This window comes from Bifidobacterium catenulatum subsp. kashiwanohense JCM 15439 = DSM 21854 (assembly GCF_001042615.1).
Lineage (GTDB): Bacteria > Actinomycetota > Actinomycetes > Actinomycetales > Bifidobacteriaceae > Bifidobacterium > Bifidobacterium catenulatum.
This window is the reverse complement of sequence record NZ_AP012327.1, coordinates 614796-633097: the sequence shown is the minus strand read 5'-3', so window position 1 is coordinate 633097 and position 18302 is coordinate 614796. Positions and strand designations below refer to the sequence as shown.

The window sequence follows — 18302 nt, the reverse complement described above, 5'->3', positions numbered from 1 at the left end:
AGATCACGGTTCGATGATCCAGCTCAAACCGACCAACACAATGAGGAACAGCACGTTCACCGCCGAGTACACAGCCAGATAGCGTCCCTTCTTGTCAGGATACTTGCGTGTCACGTTCTTGTAGCCGATCAGCGACGCCATGGATGCGATCAGCGTACCCATGCCACCAAGGTTGGTGCCGATGATCAGCGCACGCCATTGATCGCAGAAGCCCGACAGCAGCAACGTGGTCGGCACGTTGGAGATGAACTGGCTCGACACCACAGACACTTCCAGCGGATGCGCCCCCACCAAGGAGGCGGCCAGCTCGTAGAATTCCGGCACGCGTTTCATATTGCCGATGAAAATGAAGAACATGCAGAAAGTCAGCGGCAATCCCCAGTCGATATTGCGGAACACGCGGCGATCGCAGAACAGGAATGCCACCACCACGATCACGCACATGGCCCATAGCGGAATGAAATCGCTCACAGCCAGCAAACACACGATGAACAATGCGCAATATACGATCGTGCGCCAACCTCCATAACCGGCGCCATAGCCGGTCACACGAATCTCATCCGGCCGCAGCTGGTCGGAATTCGGAGCGAGTACATTCTGTTCGATGCCGCTGCCGTCGATAGAGGAAAATTCGGAAACCGGTTTCTTGCCGAATACCACGCAGGCGATAATCACCAGCAATATCGCCGCGGTAACGGAATACGGCGCCATAATGCCGATCATTTCAGCGGACGGCATGCCGGTCAACGCTTTCAGATACAGGTTGTGCGCGTTGCCGATTGGCGTCAACATACTGCCCACGTTCGCACCGACGGTCATCAAGGTGCCGACCAGCACCGCATGCTCCTCCATATGAGCCATGGTAAGCACCGCGATCGCGAACGGAATGAACGTAACCAACGCCACATCATTGGTGATCAGCATGCCGGAAAAATACGTGAGCGAAATCAGCGTAATCACCAATCCGCGCGCAGTGTTCACATGATGCAGCAATCGTGAGCCGATAATACGGAACACGCCGATGCGCTGGAAACCGCACACCACCAGCATCAGGCAGATCAGCTGCGAAATGGTGCTCGCATGAATGTATCCGCCGTACTCCTTGTCGGGAGGCACGATAAAGCATGAAATAAGAGCAAGTATGGAAGCAACTACGAGAATGGTCTCGTTTTTCAGGATTTTAACGACCAATCGTCGCATTCATTCCTCCGTGAATCCAGTTTGCAAACCGTTTGCAGACCCGGGCGATTTTCTCAAGAAACGCCGTATTCACTTTACCCGAAAAATCGCATAGCACATACCCTTGGCATACGATTTTTCCGACCATTCCAACGTTCTTCAGCCACTACGCCCTACTGTTCTTTACCTTTGCAAACCGGCAAAACTGTTTTGCAATTGCAAAACACGCCGGAAGATACTGTATGTCAACTAAGAATTCGTTAAGTATTCTCGCCTCGTTCACCGCATGTTCGCCGGCTGTTCATACAAGCTCGGATATGCGGCAGATCCAAGTGCAAGGCAAAGACATTCGGGGGGTGGTTATCGGACGTTCTGGCACGCGGCAGAAACTCAAGTACACGACAGATATTCAGGCGACGTTATTGCCAAACACCCTCGCCTGCAGATCCTTACGCAAGGTCTCAAGTTTAGTGATCTGACCGAGCAGCTCGATTTTCTCGGCACCATCCGGCAATTGCGCCATGCGACGCTTGTCCGCACCGATCCTGCGCATGATGCCCGTGTCAAGCAGCCGAATGATGAGTTCGGACGCATACCTGCGCTCATCATCGGTCGGCTTGCGCAATTGCACGTTTATTTCTTGCGATTGTTGCGACGTGCGTTCCGTATCGGCGTCGCTCGGCGGCAACGGCAGTTGCATGACGGCAAGCTCGTTGATTACGGATTCCAGCATCGGTCCGCCTGCTTTGGTGAGATTATGCATCCACAGTCCTTGCGGGGTATCCGTGGACGGCAGACCGCCTGCCGCGGCGATGGCTTGGAACAGCGTACGGAATACGGGGGTCATGAAGCTCGACAGCGTGAGGCTGGCGAACAATGTCGGATCCACGGCAAGCGGCACCTGAATCAGGGTCGCCATGAACTGCTGTTCGCAAATGAACACGGCATCGTCGATACGGTAATAGGATTGTTCCGCGGCGTCACGATGTTCCAACGCCTTGCGCGCGGAAGGATTCGCATATGGATTCACGCCCTGCTCCATGCGAGGTTCCGCCGCCGCTGCGGCATTGGCGGCAAAGCGACGTTTCGGCGCATACGCATCCTCGTCCCGCACATTGAGTTTGCGACGGGCGTCACGCACTTCGCGCTGCATGATATCGAGATCGACGCCGATTTGGCGTACCGCTTTGCGTGAATACAAGTCAAGCAGTGAACGGTCGCGAATCTGCGCAATCAGTGGCGCCACGGCCTTGACTGCCCCCATTTGCCCCGTGGTATAAGTGGTGTCGAAACGCCCGATAGCTGTTTTGATCACGAAATCATACAATGGCTCGGCATTCGCAATAAGCGCGCGAACCGCCTCATTGCCACGTTTGATGCGCAGATCACATGGATCGAGATTGTCATCAGCCACGGCGACGAACGCCTGCGTCGAAAACGCGGCATCCAATCCGAACGCGTGAATCGCGGCCTTCTGACCGGCGGCATCGCCATCGAAAGTGAACACGATACGGGAACTCAACTGCTGCCCATCAACCTTCAACGGACCAACCAGCTGCACCGCACCCAACGAGTCGTCGGCGATAAGACGACGTACGATTTTGGCATGTTCCGCACCGAACGCGGTACCGCATGTGGCAATTGCGGTGTCGACTCCGGCCAGATGCATGGCCATCACGTCGGTATAGCCTTCGACGATCACCACCTGACGTTTCTTGACGATCGCAGCCTTCGCCATGTCAATGCCATACAGCACCTGGTTTTTGCGGTACAACGTCGTATCCGGTGTATTGATGTATTTCGCGCTGATTGAATCGTCCTCATACAATTTGCGTGCGCCAAAACCAAGCGTACGACCGGTCGAATCGCGAATCGGCCATGTTACGCGGCCACGAAAATAGTCGTACACCCCATGCTGGCCTTGGCGAGCCAATCCCGCGTCCAGCATCTCCTGCTGTGTGAAGCCTTTGCCAGCCAAGTACCGAACCAGATTGTCCCAACCCTGCGGAGCGTACCCACAACCGAAACGCTGGCAATCGGCTTGGCTGAAGTTACGACCGTCAAGCAATTTACGTGCGGCGAGCGCATCTTTGGTCATCAGCTGCGATACGAAAAACTCCTGTGCGGCCTCATTGGCTTCCAGCAGGCGGGCACGTTTTGAACCAGTATGCTCCTTCTTGGCGTTCGACTGGTCATAATGCAATTCGATATGGTATTTGTCGGCCAAAAGCTCGACGGCGTCACGGAAGTCGATGTTCTCCTGATGTTCAACATAGCCGAACACGTCACCGCCGAGACCACAACCGAAACAATGCCATACACCCAACGCCGGGCGCACGGAAAAACTTGGCGTTTTTTCATCGTGGAAAGGGCACAGCCCTACATAAGCGCCAGTTCCGGAAGGCTTGAGCGAAACCGTCGCGGACACAATGTCATACAGATCGGCGGTGGCGCGAACTTTTTCGATATCTTCCTTCAGAATCATTCCTGGCATAGCTCACCACCTTAACAGCAAGCGCGGCACGTTGACCAACCATCGAACGTGCCGCGCCCACCATATTGACTTTCACGGCGTGCCTTGTTTCCCACGCCCGTTGCCTTACAGAATGGTTGCGGGATTGAGTTTGGCGAGATCCTCGGCCGACAGCACGTCGGTAGCGTGCTCGTACAGGCGCGGAATGCGGTTGCACAGACAGGTGAAGATCTCATAGCTGATGGTGCCTGCGGCACGGCCCCAATCGTCAGCGGTCGGTTCGGCATAATCCTCGCCACGACCCGGACCGAACAGCTGCACGGTGTCGCCCTCATGCACGCCAAGCTTTTCCGCGGAACCGTGCAAGTCAAGCATGAACTGGTCCATGCACACGCGGCCAGACACACGGTACAGGCGCGGACCTTCCGTAGTCATCACACGCACCGGACCGCCAGGTTTGACCACATGCTTCGCGCCTTCCATATCGAAACCGGAAGCGGAACGGTGAATGCCGTCCGCATATCCTACAGGCACGATCGCGGTGGACGTATCCGTAGGAGTCAGGTACGTGCGGCCATAGGAAATGCCATGGCCCGCCTCCACATCCTTGACCGTGCCGAGCTGCGCCTGCAATGTCATGGCCGGCGTCAAATCATACGTGCCAGGCGTGCCCATGGCCGGATCAGCCTCATAACCATACAGGCCAATACCCGGGCGGGTAAGCTCAAAATGAATCTCCGGGCGCGAAAGCGTGGCCGCCGTATTGGCAAGATGACGAATCTCCGGCGCAATGCCGGCAACTTCCATGCGACGGGTGAAATCCTTGAAATTCTCGACCTGCCTATCAGTGGACGCTACGAATTCAGGCACGTCGGGAGCGTCGGCCACCGCCAAGTGGCTCCACTGTCCAACAATATGCAGCACACCCTCCTTAGCGAGAGGCACCAGCTTGGCGAGCGCCGCGTCGAACGTGGCCGGAGTGAATCCATTACGTCCGAAACCGGAATCGACCTTCACGTGCACACGCGCGGTTTTCCTAAGACGACGTGCCGCGGCCGCAACGCCGTCAATGCCCGGCAATGAGCCTACGGAAATATCGATATCATTGTCGATCAGCTCGTCAAAAGGCACCGCCATGCCGTTATATACCCATGTCAGAATGTGGCAGCGGTCCGGCCCGATGCCCGCCTTGCGCAGCAGCAGCGCCTCATGCGATTGTGCCGTGCCCAGCCAGGTCGCACCTCCCGCAAGTGCCGCGAGCGCGGCTGGAATAAGACCATGCCCGTACGCGTCGGCCTTGACCACACCCATCACGGCGGTGCCGGAATTCGGACCGCCAACCACGCTCACCAAATGACGCATGTTGTTTCGCAATGCGGCCATATCGACGATGGCTTGCGCCGGGTATTGCTTTTGGGCGACCTCATAATTGGCCTTGCCTTGTTCGGATGAGAATTGCCATTCACGGGCAGCATTGAAAGTCATGGCTCTATTGTTGCGCTCCCACGTGACGGCTTCGGAAAGACGCGCACACATGGTGAGACGATTCACGGGGTTTTCACGTTTTTGTCCGCGCCAGGTTTTTACACTCTCCTTACATGAGGCGCGTACACCTCCCGTATATGAGGCGTTCAGCCCTTCTTTGATTTCTGGCGTTTGAGGCGTGCCAGAGTCCCGGAAATCCGTCCGGTCCAGCCCATATAAAACCATTTTTAGGGAATTAAGACCATGGATCTTTTTCGCAAAAAATCAGTGGACCAGCTTGTGTCCGAGTCAACTCCGCTGAAACGCACATTGAAAACGTTTGACCTTACCATGCTGGGAATCGGCGCCATCATCGGCACCGGCATTTTCGTGCTCACCGGCAAGGGCGCCCTCACCGCAGGTCCAGCATTGTGCATCTCCTTCCTCCTGGCCGCGGTCTGTTGCGGTTTCGCAGGATTGTGCTATGCGGAGTTCGCCGCGATGGCACCAGTGTCCGGTTCCGCATATTCGTACGCATATTTGGCGTTCGGCGAGCTGATCGCGTTTGTGATCGGCTGGGATTTGATTTTGGAATACGCATTGCAGGCGGCCACCGTGTCCGCCGGATGGTCCGGATATTTCAACAAACTGCTGGAAGGTTTCGGCCTACATCTGCCAGTTGAACTGACCGCGGCATACGGCACCACGCCAGGCGTAACCACATACTTCAATCTGCCTGGTTTCGTGATCGTGCTCATCATCACTTGGGTGCTGTCCATCGGCATCAACCAGACGAAGAAAACCAACGATATTATGGTGATGATCAAACTGGCCATCATCGTGCTGTTCATCGTATGCACCGTCTGGTATATCAATCCTGCTAATTGGAAGCCGTTCTCCCCGTACGGCATTTACACGTTCCAGCCGGGCTCCACACAGCCGTACGGCATTGTTCCGGCCGCGTCGATCGTGTTCTTCAGCTTCATCGGCTTCGACGCCGTCTCCTCCTCCGCCGAGGAGACCATCAATCCGAACAAGACACTGCCGCGCGGCATTCTTATTTCGTTGGCCGTGTCGACTGTGCTGTACATCATCATGACGCTGATTATGACCGGTGTGGTGCCATACAAGGAGTTCGCGAAATTTATTGACGCTCCGGTGGCCGGCGTGATTCTCGAAACCGGCCTCAACTGGCTGGCGTTCATCGTCAATCTTGGCGCTCTGATCGGCATGACCACGGTGATGCTGGTGCAGCTGTACGGCCAGTCCCGCATCTGCTACGCCATGAGCCGCGACGGCCTGTTCCCGAAGTTCTTCGGCGAAGTGCACCCGAAGTACCGCACCCCGTTCAAAGGTACATGGTTCTTCGGTATTCTAACGGCCGTCGCCGGCGGTTTCATCAACATCAACGTATTGTTCGAATTGGTGAACATCGGTACGCTGTCGGCGTTCATCATCGTGTCCGCAGGCATTCTGTGGATGCGTAAGACCCAGCCGGACGCACACCGCGGCTTCCGCGCTCCGGGCGTGCCGTTCACGCCAATCTGCGCGATCATTTTCTGCTTCATTCTGATTTGCGGTTTGAATTGGGAGACTTGGGTGCGTTTCGCAATCTGGTTCGCCCTTGGTTTGATCGTGTATTTCGTGTACAGCCGCAAGCATTCCGCATTGAACAAGCCAGGACTGTTCTAAAAACTGACAATTGTGTTGCTTTTGATATCTCTTTCGTGAGATATATCAAAAGCAACACAATTGGATATAACAATCCCGTTGAACATCTGAAATACGATATTCAACGGGATTTTTTGCTTCTCAATAGCGAAGATTATTTACAATTGTTTGCGATGAATTTATATTGATTGACACCAATCCATATAAATCCGAAAATCTCACCATTCATGACGCTGATAGGCGATACGCGTGGTGTCGGACGGCCTGTCAAGCAACTGAATCAAGCCGCAGCGCGCGAAACCATTCGATTCGAGCACATGCTGCATGGCCTTGTTGTTGGGATGCGTATCCGCGCGCACATTACCGTAATGTTCGATGCACCAGTTGATGCAGTCCTTCGCCGCACCCTTGGCGAGACCCGACGAGGCGATCCGATGGATGGTCACATACGGATCGTCATCCAGCCAGGCACCATCGATATTCACATATGTCGGGTCGATGCCCGGACACAATGCGAACTGGGCGAGCACACGTTCCTTGCCATCAACCGTATCGACAAGCAGCACGGTGCGTTGCGATTCGACATCGTCACGAACCACTTCCTCACGCGGGAACTTATCACCCCACTGCGTGGGATTGCCGTTGGAGGCCATCAACTTGCGGGCATGCTCATAAATCTTCAGCATGGTCGGCAAATCGGCCATAGTGGCACGACGGAACCGCCGTTCAGAGGTAATGACGCTCTCCTCACCCATCTCGTTCACCTTTGCATCACCTTGTCTTCTTCCGAGCGTCAAAAATACCATGCCCACGGCACAGTATTCGCAATATGCTCGAAAACAGACGTGCAATCGCACGCGAATCAGACTAGGCGGCGCTCAAACGCATCAGAGCTGATGCCCTTGGCGAGAATATCCTTGCACCATTCCTTCGCCGTGAACAAGCTATGGTCGCGGTAATTGCCGCAGCTTTCGATGGTGGTGGCAGGAACGTCATCCCATGTGGCCTCATACGCGATGAATTCCAACGCCTCCTTCAACGCACGCGCCACTTCTTCCGTGGAATGCTCACCCCACGTCAATAGATGGAAACCGGTACGGCAGCCGAACGGGGAACAATCGATATAACCGTCGATACGTTCACGCAACAGCACCGCAATCGTATGTTCGATGGTATGCAGGCCACCGGTCGGAATCGCATTCTCATTCGGCTGCACCAAACGCAAATCATAATTGGAAATCACATCGCCATTCGGACCGGTCTGCGTGTCGATATAACGCACATACGGAGCCTTCACCTTGGTGTGGTCGAGCTGGAAGCTCTCCACAACCGGCTTGTCTTCTGCCATCATCAATCCTTTCTTCAACAACTGTTCGTCTCTACTGTCGCCGTTTTGCCGGCATACGTCAACCTCACCGCCATACATGTTGCCGATAACGTGTTACGTATCATATAAAACGCAGGGTTTTGCAATAATCGATACGATTATTCCTCAAGCTGACACGTCACATGATTCATGCAACGAAATCGCGGATCACTTCCATGAACCGTTCGCCATACGCTTCCAATTTGAGCGCACCAACGCCGTTGACTTGCGAGAATTGCTCGCCGGTGACCGGCCTGACACGCACCATATCGCGCAACGTTTTATCGGAAAAGACGATATACGGGGGTTTACCGAGTTCGCGGGCGATGTCAAGCCGCAACGCGCGCAGTTTGGCGAACAATTCCTCGTCTCCGTCGCCCGGCACATACGATCCCATGGCCTGAGAGCCTACGGACGGCGATTCCGCACGTTTCGTAGCGTGCTTCCGTTCGATCTTCTTGATTTCATAATGAAAATTCGGTGAGACCGTTTCCGCCGCACGTTCACCAAAGCGAACGATCGGCATGGAGCCTTCCGAAATGGAAAGAAAACCATCCGTCGCCATCTGGCTGAGCACGTCACGAATCTGTGCCTCCGAAGTCGCGCTCAACATGCCGTACGTCGACAGATCGACAGGATGAAGATAGTTCAAATCCTGCGCTTTCGACCCTCGCAGCACTTTGACGATCTTCCCCGAACCGACCTTCTGGTTCACGTCATGCACGCAGCGGCTGATGGCCCGCGCGATATCCGTGACGTCAACGGTTTCAAACGTATTCCCGCAGTTCGCGCATCCTCCCACGCATGCGCCGTCATCGCGGACGGCTGCTCCCCCGGCCTCGCCGAAATACCTGGTCATATACTCGTGCAGACAATCCGTAGTACGGCAATAACCGATCATGGCGTTGAGCAGACGCCGTTTCGATGCACGCACAACCTCCTGCTCTTCGGCGGTCAAACGCTCGTTCTCATAATCCGAATCAAGCAGCCTCCGCCTCGTAGCAATATCAGATTCGTTCCACAGCAACGTGCACCGGCTCGGCTCGCCGTCACGCCCCGCACGACCGGCCTCCTGATAGTACGCTTCAATCGATTCCGGCATATTATGGTGGATCACATAACGCACGTTTGACTTGTCGATGCCCATGCCGAACGCATTCGTGGCAACCACCACAGGCACACGGTCGGTTACGAAATCACGTTGCGCCCGATCCCTCGTTTCGGCCGACATACCGCCATGATAGGCGACTGCGACCGTGCCGATTCGCGTCGCATCCTCACCTTTCGCCGCACGCAGCTCGCGCACGGCGATATTCAACGATTCGGCAAGCAACTCCACTTCCTTGCGGGTCGCGCAATACACGATGCCGGATTCGTCAGGATGATCCGCAATATACGAAGCCACCCACGAAGCCTTATGTTTCCTTTCCATCCTGATCACGTCGAAATACAGGTTGGCCCTGTCGAAGCCGGTGACGGTGACGGACGGATCACGCAATCCGAGAATTCCGATAATATCGCGGCGCACCCGTTCCGTCGCGGTCGCAGTGAACGCGGCAACCGTCGGACGGGTCGGCAACGCCTTCAGAAAATCGCCGATACCAAGATATGACGAACGGAAATCCTGGCCCCATTGCGACACGCAATGTGCTTCGTCAACGGCGACCAGAGAAATCGGCACACGACTGGCGAACGTGCGGAAACGTTCGGTTTCCAAACGTTCCGGAGCCACATACAGCAGTCTGATCCGTCCCGACAACGCCTGCACGAACACCAGATCCTGTTCGTCGGGACTTTGCGTGGTATTGATGAATGCGGCTGGAATGCCCACGTCGTTGAGCGCGTCGACCTGATCGCGCATCAACGAGATCAACGGGGAAATGACGATGGTCATGCCCGGAAGAAGCGTGGCGGGAATCTGGTAGCAGATCGACTTGCCAGCACCGGTGGGCATGACGCCGAGCGCATCACGACCTTGGATAATCGCATTGACTACGCCTTCTTGACCGGGACGGAAGGCGTCATATCCGAAATAATGCTTCAGAGCACCCAGCGCACGGGGATCAACGGATTCAACGGAACCAACAGCTTGCGTCATGGTTTCCAAGTGTATCAATGCCATGTAATGCCGGTGGGCGGCGAAGAACGGAACGGCCGGCGTAAGCTCCTTTCCTATGCTGGCCGTCCCATCGCCCGAATAATAAAGAAATCAGATCTGGTGGAGCGCCTGCTCCAGATCGGCGATCAGGTCGTCCGCATCTTCAAGACCGACGGAAAGTCGCACGAGATTGGCGGGCACTTCCAGCGTGGTACCGGCGACAGAAGCGTGGGTCATGGCGCCCGGATGCTCAATCAGGGATTCCACGCCGCCCAACGACTCGGCCAAGGTGAACACTTCCGTGGCACCAGCGAACTTCTTTGCCGCTTCGAATCCAGCTGCGATCTGCACGGAGATCATGCCTCCGAAGCCGCCATGCATCTGTCGTAAGGCAATCTCGTGGCCTGGATGGGATTCCAGTCCCGGGTACCATACGCGTTCCACTTCAGGGCGGGTTTCCAGCCATTGCGCCACTTTCATGGCGTTACGGCTGTGCTGCTTGACGCGCAGATCCAACGTTTTGAGGCCACGAATGTCAAGCCAGGAGTCGAACGGAGATGGCACGGCTCCGGCCGCGTTCTGCAGGAACGCCACTTCATCACGGATTTTCTTGTCGTTGAGCACCAGCGCTCCGCCGACCACGTCGGAATGGCCGCCGATGTATTTGGTGGTGGAATATACGACCACGTCGGCGCCGTCCGCCAACGGATGCTGCAATACCGGGGACGCGAAGGTGTTGTCCACCACCACTTTGGTGTCATGCGCGTGAGCGACAGCTGACGTGGCCGCGATATCAGTGATGTTGAGCAGCGGGTTCGACGGGGTTTCCACCCAAATGTACCGGTACTGCTTCTGGCTGAGCGCCGCGGAAACGGCAGCCGTATCGGTGACGTCCACCACGTCAAGGCCGACTCCCCACGGCACGAACACCTTGGAAAGCAATCGGTAGGTTCCGCCATACACGTCATTGCCAAGCAGAATATTGTCGCCCGGTTTCAACGTGGCACGAAGCAGCACGTCGATGGCGGCCAGTCCGGAAGCGAAGCTCAGCGCGTAGTTCGCGCCTTCGACCGCAGCTAGCTGCTCGTCGAAGGAATTGCGGGTCGGATTGATGGAACGGCTGTAATCATAACCGTTGCGCAGACCGCCGACACCATCCTGCTTGAACGTGGATGTCATATAAATAGGGGTGACCACGGCTCCGGTGGTCGGATCGGGCTCCTGTCCTGCATGAATGGCGCGGGTGGCGAGTGCGGTGGCGTTCAGGGCTTCGGCGTTGGTCGAGATGGTCATGATGGGAACTCCTTGAAAATAGCGAATGGTTTGGGTTGAACGAATGATGGGCATGATCGTGAAGTAACTGATCGGCGGTTTACAGATACCGCTCCGCAAGACTTGGCTTGGACGTGCGTTCCACAACGTCGGCGAATCCGTTGGCACGCATCCAATCGTCGTTGAAGATCTTTTCCATATAGCTGCGGCCAGAATCGGGCAGCAACGCCACTACCAGCTGGTTTTCATCCAAATCATGCTCGCGAGCGTATTTGAGGGCCGCCATAACGGCCATGCCGGACGATCCTCCGACCAGCAGGCCTTCCTCCGCAGCCAAACGACGGGTCATTTCGAACGCTTCGGCATCGTTGACCTGCACGATTTCGTCGGGAAGCTCACGGTCGAACGCTTTCGGATAGAAATCCTCGCCGACGCCTTCGATGCTGTACTGGTGCACGTCGTCCGGATTGGAGTAGATGGAGCCTTCCGGATCGGCGCCGACCACCTGCACCTTACCGTCGGAAGCTTCTTTCAGGTAACGGCCGGTGCCGGAAATGGTACCGCCGGTGCCAATGCCCGCCACGAAATGCGTGACCTGATGATCGCTGGCTTCCCAGATTTCCGGACCGGTGGTGTGGTAGTGGCTTTCCGGCCCGTTCGGATTGCCATACTGGTTCGGGCGGTACCCTCCCGGAATTGCTTTGGCGAGGCGTTCCGCCACCTGATAGTAGGAGCGCGGATCATCCGGACCCGCATCGGTAGGGGTTACGACCACTTCTGCACCGTATGCGCGGAGTACCGCGCGTTTGGCTTCGGAAACCTTGTCCGGCAGGGTGAAAATGGTGCGGTAGCCGCGCTGCTGCGCCACGAGGGCAAGTCCGACGCCGGTATTGCCGGAGGTCGGTTCCACAATCACACCACCCGGCTTAAGTTCGGCGCTGCGTTCGGCCGCGTCAATGATACGTTCCGCGATGCGGTCTTTGGAAGAGCCTCCCGGATTGAAATATTCGACTTTGACGGCGATGGTGGCTTTGATGCCGTCGGTCACGTGGTTGAGTTTGACGAGCGGAGTGTTGCCGATGAGTTCGGAAAGGGAATTGTGGATGGTCATGGCGTTTCCTTGCAAATGATTGTTTATTGGCTTCCGATGGATGATTTCGTTGTTTTTGATTTCGAGAAGCTCGCGTTTATCACTTGCAATGATTTGAAACGGGATCTGCGATGGTGTCTTCACCGCAGTTCATCCGCATATGCCGCGTAATACCAACCGCGTTAGGCACTGGTTATGGGATGATTCTTGTGCGATGAAATGACATCCCACATAGAATGCGGATGTCGAAAGAATGCCCTGTCTCAAGTTATGCTTCGATGAACCACGCGCCCCTCGGGCGGTTGGTCAGCGACAGCAACAACATGAGAAATTGAACATGAGCCATACGATAGCACATCCTCCGGTGGCAAAAACTCACCCATGTCCGAATAGCGGACATGGGTGAGTTTTTGCGGGAGGCCATCACATCGAAGCGGCGTCAACCAACCGTTTCGTATAGTCGTTTTTCGGACGTTCCAGCACTTGGGCGGCCGTTCCGATTTCGACGGCATGCCCGTCATGGACCACCATGATGCGGTCGGCTATGTGTTGGACAACACCCAGATCATGAGACACCATGATGAGCGCCATCTCCGGTTCGGCGGCACGGATCGCCTTGAACGATTCGAGAATCTGCACGCGGGCGGCAACGTCGATGGCGCTCATCGGCTCGTCGGCAAGCAACACGGTCGGATGGTCGACGATGGCGCGGGCGATCGCGGCACGTTGTGCCTGTCCTCCGGATAGGTCCATGGGGAAGCGGTTCCGGTATGCTGCCGGATCGAGGCTCACCCTGAGGAAAGCGTCGTCCACACGCGCCGAAATCTGTTCAGGGGACCAGTCGTGGTGGCGCAATCGCAACGGTTCCATGACGGATTTTGCGACACGCCATCGCGGATCCAACGAATCGAATGGATTCTGGAATACCAGTCCGGACTGGCTACGCAACGATTTCGCGGTCTGCTTGCGCAGAACCTCACCTCGATAGCGTATGTCACCGGCATCGGCATCTTCTAAACCGAGCAACACACGCGTAAGCGTGGTCTTTCCCGATCCGGAGCCGCCGATCACAGCAAGGCACTCCCCCGCGTAGACCGTAATATCCACGCCGAACAGCACCTGTCTGCGCTGCCTGCCTTTGCCGAAGAACTTGTCGATGCCACGTCCTTCGAGTAGAATGGTCGGTTCGGCCATCATCGTCCTCCTTCGACATCGAGCGAAAGTTCGCGCGCAGCCCGGACCAGATTGGTGGCTTCGGGCGTCGTGGGACGCTCCAGCAGCATGGAAGTCGCGCCGGATTCCACGACATGCCCTTCGGATAGAACGTAGCATCGGGTGGTGGCGCGACGTAGCACCGAAAAATCATGGGTGATGAACAGCATGGACGCGCCGGAATCGTCGACCAGCGAAGTCAGCAGATCGACGATCTGCCGCTGTGTGATCGAATCCAATGCCGTAGTCGGCTCGTCGGCGATGATCAGTCTCGGCGAGGTGATCAACGCCGTGGCGATGCCGACGCGCTGTTGCTGGCCGCCCGACAGCTCATGTGGATATTTGAGCAGCGTATCCTCGGCAAGACCGACTTTCGACAGCATCGCCTTGACACGCTCCACCCGCTCTTCAAGCGTCAGGTCGTAATGGAGGTACAGCGGCAATCCGACCTGCTGGGCCACTGTCATCACGGGATTCAACGCGACGGATGGGTTCTGGAACACCATGCCCACGGAGCGGCCGCGCAAGTTGGCCATGACCTCATCGGTGGCGCCGACGGCATGTGTGCCATCCAAGTCGATGTCGCCGCGTACCTGCGCCATACTGGGGAGGATTCCCATCATGGCTTTGGCGATCATCGACTTGCCGGAGCCGGATGAGCCGATCAGCCCCACGCGTTCGCCGTCCGCAATAGTCAACTGCACGTCATGCACGATTGGATTGCCGTTAATGGAGATATCGAGATTCCGAATATTCACGCTCATGAGATGTTCCTCAATGCCGAGTTCGTCAATGGGTCGATGGCGTCACGCAGCGCATCTCCGAAAAGGTTCAACGCGATGACGACCACAGTGACCACCAGACCCGGCCATAGCAAGGCCATAGGATAGATGCTGATGAATCTGACCGACGTGGACAGCGAGTGTCCCCAACTGGGAACGCCCGAACCGACGCCCACGCCAAGGTAGGTCAATCCCGCCTCGGCAAGCAGCGAGGTGCCGGCGCTGATGGAAAGCTGCACGCTGAGCACAGGCAGGGTGTTCGGCAGGATATGCGTGAAGAACACGCGAATCGGACTGGCCCCGGCCCATAATGATGCCTCAACGTATGGCGAGCGCGCCGCAAGCATGGCGGCCGGGCGCAGAATCCTTGCCAGATTCATGCCGTATGCGAATCCGCAGGAGATGACGATAACCGCGGCCGAAGCTCCGAACGGCACTGTGAGAATCAATGCGATCAGTACGGTGGGCAGGGAGATCAGCGCGTCCACGACGACCACCGATGTGGAAGCAAATGCACTGTTGCGTGACACCATGGCTGCGACGAGCAGCAGACCGACCGCAGCGGCGACGCATACAGTGAGCAACGCTATCGCCAGATTGGTACGAGATCCCGCCATCAGCCAACTCAGCACATCAGAACCGACACCGTCCGTACCCAGCGGATGGGAACCGGATGGTGACGCCCAGACATGGTAGCCATCGGTATCCAAGAGACGGTACGGCGTCCAGAACAGCGATATGGCCGATACCGCGACCCATAGTCCGATGACGATCATCGCGTATTTGCCACCGCCGGTATGCCAGATGGATGCGATGACCGTCTTCACTGCCGACGACCCTGCTGCCGTGCGCTTGGCTCCGTCCGGAACCGTCGCGCATGACACGGGTTTGGGCGATGTGTTTCGATTGTTCGAATCGGTCATGCGGACACCTCCTGTGAGCCGACGCCCGCACTTTTGAGACGTGGATCCAACGCGCGGTGTGCCAAATCGACCGCAAACCCCAGCAACAGGAACAACGCCGCAAGCAGGAACAGCTCGCTTTGCACGGAGGTAAGGTCGCGGTTGCCCACATCGGTGACGAGCATGGCACCAAGTCCGGGAAGCGCGAACAGGTTCTCCACCACCATCACGCCGGTGACCATATGCGCGAAGGTCAGGCCGATCACCGATACGAGCTGCGGCGTGGCAAGACGCAAGGCGACCTTCAATATCGCCTGCTTGCGGGTCATGCCGCATGCCATTGCCATATCGACCGCCTGCGACGAGGCCATGTCGCCGACCGCCGCACGCGTGTACCGCATTACCGACGCCCCCGCAGTGATACCGGTAGCAACTGACGGCAATACAAGAGAAGACAATGCGGATGACGGATCCGACCATCCCTCATCAGGGAAACCTTGAGATGGGAACAATCCGAACAATCCGCTGCCGCGAGCGAACAGCAGAATCAGCAGCAGTCCGCCCCACAACGCGGGGATGGCGCCCGCGACGATGGCGACCACATGGAACAAGCCACGCAGATGCGGATTGCGGGTCAGCACGGCAGCGCATCCCAGCGGAAGCCCTATGACCAGTGCGATAGCCAGGCTCATAACGATCAGAGGAAAGGTGATACCGACACGTTCCGTCACTTGGGACGCGACGGAACGCCCACTGATCACGGATGTTCCGAAATCGCCGTGCAGCAGATCAAGTATCCAATCCGCGTATTGTGCCGGATAAGAACGGTCAAGTCCGAGCTGCGAGCGCAACGCGGCGACGCGTTCGGGTGTCGCCTTCGTTCCCGCAATCACCGCGGCAACGTCGCCGGGAAGGATACGCAGTGCGAGAAACACCAAAAGAGAAAGACCGGCCAGGGCCGCGATGAACAGCCCCAGCCGTTGGATGATGAATTTCATTACCGGTAACTTACTTGGTCTTGTAGACCTGCCATAGCGGCAACAGGATCTGCGTAAGCTTGCCCGGGAATCCGTGAAGATTCTTGTCGCGGGCGACCGTCACACGGTATCCGAACAGCCAATCCGCGGGAGCGTCCTCGCTGACGGTACGCGCCGCCTGCTTGAGGTACTTCTCGCTGGTCGCGGAATCAGTGGAGGCCAGCGACTTGGCGTACAGTTCCTGAACCTTCTTGCTGTTGTAGTGGAAGTAGTATTCCGGGTTCGTCCACGAATAGAAATCGTGGCTTTCCGCGTGGTCCACCAAGGAAAGCTCATAGTCGCCATTGGCGTGCACGTCCTGCAGCCAAGTGGAGAATTCCACATAATTGATGTTCAGGTTGATGCCGACCTTGGCGAGCTGGCTCTTAAGCTGGTTGCCGAGTTCGGGACCATACGTGTTGGCATAGGTGAGGGTGAGCTTCAGCGGCTTGTCGGCGGAGTATCCGGCTTCGCCCAGCAATTTCTTGGCCTTGGATGGATTGTACGGGTACAAGCCGGTCAGGTCCTCGTAGCCAGGATCGACGGATGGGATCGGACCGCCGAGCGTCTGGTCGACGTTGCCGCGGGACGCGATGATCTCCTTGTGATTGATGGCGTAGCGGATCGCCTGGCGCACGCGCTTGTCTTCCAGCTTCGGATTGGTGCAGTTGAAGGCGAGCACGAACTTGTCGCTTCCGGATGCCGCGGAGACCTGATACTTCGACTTGTCAAGCCCCTTGGCGAGCGTGGCGTTCACCGGCGAGAGTACATCCACGTCACCGCTCTTGAGCGCGTTAACTGCGGCGTTGTCGTCGGAGAAGAAGCGGACGACCACCTTGTTGGTCTGCGCCTTGTGCGCGGTGCCCCAGTACTTCGCATTGGCCTTGAGCACGATCTTGTTGCCCGGGTCGAAGGATTCGACGGTGTACGGTCCGGAACCAACGGCCTGGGTCTTCGCGTCGTACTTGGCGTCCTTGTCAAACACCAGTCCCGGACGTCCGGTGAGGTTCCACAGCAGGTTCGAATCCGGTTCGGAAAGGGTCATCTTCACGGTGTCGGCGTCGACCGCCTCGACCTTGCTGACGCTTTCGATGGCGTCGGAATCCAGATACTGTTTCTCGATAAGCTGGTTGATGGACCACACCACGTCGGCCGAATCAAGCTTGTGGCCGTTGGAGAAGTTCATCTTGTCATTGAGATGGAACGTATAGGTCTTACCGTCTTTGGAAATGTCCCAGGATTTGGCGATGTTTGGCTGGACCTTATTGTTCGAATCGCGCGACACCAGTCCCTCGTAGACGTTGCCGTCGAGGATCTGTTCGAGCGCGGCTCCGGACTGTTGGCGAATGTCAAGGCTGACCGGGGAAAGTTTCAGACCCACAGTAACGGTGTCGGCTTTGGCCGATGTTCCGTTCGCGTTGTTGGATTCACTATGGTTTCGGAAAACGTTAACACCAATGATGATGGCGATGACCGCAATGACGGCGACAAGCACATAGGCCCACTTCTTCGGGCCTTGCGTTTTTGGTGATTTGGCCCGTGCGTTCAGCGTGGTGTCGGTGCTGGCCGTGTTGTGCGGCTGTCCCTTCGATTCGTTCTTCTGTTCGGTTGCGTCGGCTTCGCCGTACGCACCTGAAGATTGCGACATGATTGCTCCTGTTTGATTATGGGTTTGTTCTGGTTGACCGCCTGTACAGGTCGATCACCGAAGTCTGATTCTACAATCCGCTATGCCCACTGATACTTCAATGGCTGACTCCCCTGACAGCAATACCGT

14 protein-coding genes are annotated in these 18302 nt (G+C 56.7%); 1 reads left to right on the top strand and 13 read right to left on the bottom strand.

Annotated features, from left to right (window positions below):
• Positions 1–3: 3 nt before the first annotated feature.
• The 3 genes from BBKW_RS02650 to alr form a co-directional block, all read right to left on the bottom strand.
• Positions 4–1200, bottom strand: a complete 1197-nt coding sequence (locus BBKW_RS02650; protein ID WP_033500958.1) for an anion transporter — start codon at positions 1198–1200, stop codon at positions 4–6.
• Positions 1201–1588: 388 nt separating this feature from the next.
• Positions 1589–3673 (bottom strand): DNA primase, encoded by a 2085-nt coding sequence (dnaG, locus tag BBKW_RS02645; protein WP_033500957.1) that lies wholly within the window; start codon positions 3671–3673, stop codon positions 1589–1591.
• A gap of 105 nt (positions 3674–3778) precedes the next feature.
• Positions 3779–5137 (bottom strand): alanine racemase, encoded by a 1359-nt coding sequence (gene alr / locus BBKW_RS02640; RefSeq protein ID WP_033500971.1) that lies wholly within the window; start codon positions 5135–5137, stop codon positions 3779–3781.
• A gap of 243 nt (positions 5138–5380) precedes the next feature.
• On the opposite strand from alr, the gene BBKW_RS02635 reads away from it, so the two are divergent.
• Positions 5381–6808 carry an amino acid permease gene (locus tag BBKW_RS02635; protein WP_033500956.1) on the top strand — a complete coding sequence of 476 codons (1428 nt, stop codon included), beginning with the start codon at positions 5381–5383 and terminating at the stop codon, positions 6806–6808.
• Between the two features lie 197 nt (positions 6809–7005).
• Here BBKW_RS02635 and BBKW_RS02630 read toward each other — a convergent pair whose 3' ends face one another.
• The 10 genes from BBKW_RS02630 to BBKW_RS02585 all read right to left on the bottom strand — a co-directional run bounded on the left by BBKW_RS02630 (position 7006) and on the right by BBKW_RS02585 (position 18173).
• The gene (locus BBKW_RS02630) at positions 7006–7542 is read right to left on the bottom strand and encodes a GNAT family N-acetyltransferase (protein ID WP_033500955.1); all 537 of its coding nucleotides are present in this window, start codon (positions 7540–7542) and stop codon (positions 7006–7008) included.
• 107 nt (positions 7543–7649) lie between these two features.
• Positions 7650–8135: an S-ribosylhomocysteine lyase gene (locus BBKW_RS02625; protein WP_022245363.1), complete on the bottom strand. Its 486-nt coding sequence runs from the start codon at positions 8133–8135 to the stop codon at positions 7650–7652.
• Positions 8136–8301: 166 nt separating this feature from the next.
• Positions 8302–10251 carry a DNA helicase RecQ gene (recQ, locus tag BBKW_RS02620; protein WP_033500954.1) on the bottom strand — a complete coding sequence of 650 codons (1950 nt, stop codon included), beginning with the start codon at positions 10249–10251 and terminating at the stop codon, positions 8302–8304.
• A gap of 111 nt (positions 10252–10362) precedes the next feature.
• Positions 10363–11544, bottom strand: a complete 1182-nt coding sequence (locus tag BBKW_RS02615; RefSeq protein ID WP_144242151.1) for a cystathionine gamma-synthase — start codon at positions 11542–11544, stop codon at positions 10363–10365.
• 79 nt (positions 11545–11623) lie between these two features.
• Positions 11624–12634, bottom strand: a complete 1011-nt coding sequence (locus BBKW_RS02610) for a pyridoxal-phosphate dependent enzyme (RefSeq protein WP_033500953.1) — start codon at positions 12632–12634, stop codon at positions 11624–11626.
• A gap of 402 nt (positions 12635–13036) precedes the next feature.
• Positions 13037–13810: an ATP-binding cassette domain-containing protein gene (locus tag BBKW_RS02605; RefSeq protein WP_033500952.1), complete on the bottom strand. Its 774-nt coding sequence runs from the start codon at positions 13808–13810 to the stop codon at positions 13037–13039.
• Complete coding sequence (locus BBKW_RS02600; protein ID WP_033500951.1) at positions 13807–14589, bottom strand: ATP-binding cassette domain-containing protein; 783 nt, start codon at positions 14587–14589, stop codon at positions 13807–13809. Before BBKW_RS02600 ends, BBKW_RS02605 begins: the two co-directional genes overlap by 4 nt.
• Complete coding sequence (locus tag BBKW_RS02595; RefSeq protein ID WP_231858526.1) at positions 14586–15383, bottom strand: ABC transporter permease; 798 nt, start codon at positions 15381–15383, stop codon at positions 14586–14588. The genes BBKW_RS02600 and BBKW_RS02595 overlap by 4 nt, the downstream gene beginning before the upstream one ends.
• Before the next feature lie 143 nt (positions 15384–15526).
• Positions 15527–16507 carry an ABC transporter permease gene (locus BBKW_RS02590; RefSeq protein WP_033500950.1) on the bottom strand — a complete coding sequence of 327 codons (981 nt, stop codon included), beginning with the start codon at positions 16505–16507 and terminating at the stop codon, positions 15527–15529.
• A 10-nt stretch (positions 16508–16517) separates the two neighbouring features.
• A complete protein-coding gene (locus BBKW_RS02585) occupies positions 16518–18173 on the bottom strand; it encodes an ABC transporter substrate-binding protein (protein WP_033500949.1) in 1656 nt (551 codons plus the stop codon).
• Positions 18174–18302: the final 129 nt, after the last annotated feature.